Origin of the sequence: Herbaspirillum autotrophicum, from assembly GCF_001189915.1 — a bacterium.
In the GTDB taxonomy this organism is placed as follows: domain Bacteria; phylum Pseudomonadota; class Gammaproteobacteria; order Burkholderiales; family Burkholderiaceae_D; genus Herbaspirillum; species Herbaspirillum autotrophicum.
Window position 1 is genome coordinate 1 of record NZ_LFLS01000077.1, and the last position, 1945, is coordinate 1945.

Genomic DNA, 1945 nt, shown 5'->3' on the forward strand with positions numbered 1-1945 from the left:
CTGCTCCATGAGAATTTTTTGACCATTCAGCGCATAGCGATTGACCTGATCCTGCAAGCCCGTCACAGCGTCCCAGGCCGCATAACCGGTCTGCGCTGCCGTCGCAGCATCCCATTCCAAGGCTTCACGAATGCCGCCGCTGGCAGCATCAAATTTCAGCAACAGTGTCTTGTTACCGCTGACCGCATCCCAACGATTGACCTCCACCTGCTTGCCGCTGGTGCCATCCCAATGGGTAGCGCTGGTAATGGCGCCGCTTGGGCCATCAAACGTATCGAGTTCCAGCAGCCGGCCGCTGACTGGATCAAACACTTCATTCAACACCGCATGACCGCTAACCGGGTCATACTGCATGACCTTGATCAGCTTGCCCGCCGCATTCCATTCCGTCAGCCGTACTTCCGCGCCAGACAGCCGATCCATTTCATGCAACTCCAGCGACAGTCCGGTCGACGCACTGAATTTTTGATAGACGGTCTTGGCACCAGTCACCGCATCCCACTGATTGACTTCTATCGGACGGCTATTGGTCGCATTCCAGGTCATATAACCCGTCTGCACCCGTGATACCGGATCCCAGGTATTGTGCTGGACCAGCAAACCACTCGTCGCATCATAGATATCCAGCAGTGTTTTTACACCTGTCTGCGCGTTCCATTGATGCACTTCAATCTTGCGCCCGGAAGCATTGAATTTGCTGAATTCGATTTCAGCGCCGTTGCGCGCGTCCCACACGTGCATTTCCGTCGGCTTGCCGCTGGTCTTGTTAAACTTTTGCAGCAACAGATTGCCGCCGGTGACCGCATCCCACTGATGGTACTCAGTCATCTTGCCCGTCGCCGGATCCCAGGTTTCCATCTCGACGATAGCACCGGTCACCGGATCAAAGCGGTCCACTTCAATCTTGGTGCTGGTGCCAGCCTTGTTTTTAACAACCTCAACCAAGCTCGCCCGCGCCGTACTGGTCACTACCTTGAACGTCATGTTGACGCTGGCAGTACGACCCGAGACATCGGTCGCAGTAATTTTAAGACTGACATTGCCAATGTCGCTGTTCAACGGCGCACCGCTGAAGCTGCCGTCGGCAGGATTGAAGTTCAGCCATTGCGGTAACGCTGTACCATCTGCTTTCACTGCGTTATAGCGCAGCGTGGTACCGGCCACCGGTGCATTAAGCAAGCCTGTCGGTAACGTCAGGCGAAACGCTTGTCCGGCCGGTGTACTCATTACGGCATTGGTGATGCCAACAGTCGGCGCCAGGTAGCCTGCGTTGACCTGCAAAGCAAAGCTGGTACTCGCGGACAGTCCGCTCTGTTCGGTTGCTGTCAGACGAATCTGCAAACTACCAATATCCGTATTGCCTGCCACGCCGCTCAATGTGCCGGTAACCGCATTGATCTTCAACCACGCCGGTAACGCGCTGCCATCCATCAGTGTGGCCGAATATTTCAAGGTATCGCCAACAACAGGCTCCTTGAACAAGTCCACTGGCAACGCCAATTGAAATGCCTGCCCTGCCTGCGCCACCTGATTGGCCAGCGGCTGCGTGAGCACCGGACGCAATGCCGTCGGATTCATCGGCAAGTTGATCACACTGCTGGCAGCAACACCATTGGCACCGGTCACCGTTACTTTCAATGCCAGCGCCCCTGTCACCAGCTCTGTCGGTACACCGCTGAGTTCGCCCGTGGATGCATTCATTTGCAGCCATGCCGGCAACGCGCTGCCATCGGCCAATGTCGCGCTATACACCAGCGCCTGACCTGCAAGCGCTGCGGTCAACAACTGGCTGGTCAACGCCAGCTTGAATTCGCCATAGGCGTGGTTCAGCACGGGAAGTGCAGGCGCAACATCAATCGCCTTATCGTCGCCACTGATCACCTGCACCAGATCTCCGTTGGCGTTATAGACGAAGCGCGTACTTTCTATCTTGCCGTCCGTTGTC

1 protein-coding gene is annotated in these 1945 nt (G+C 56.1%); it reads right to left on the reverse strand.

The window, feature by feature from the left end:
• Positions 1 to 1945: putative Ig domain-containing protein (locus tag AKL27_RS26815; protein WP_198156106.1), on the reverse strand; the 1945-nt coding region annotated here is incomplete at both ends.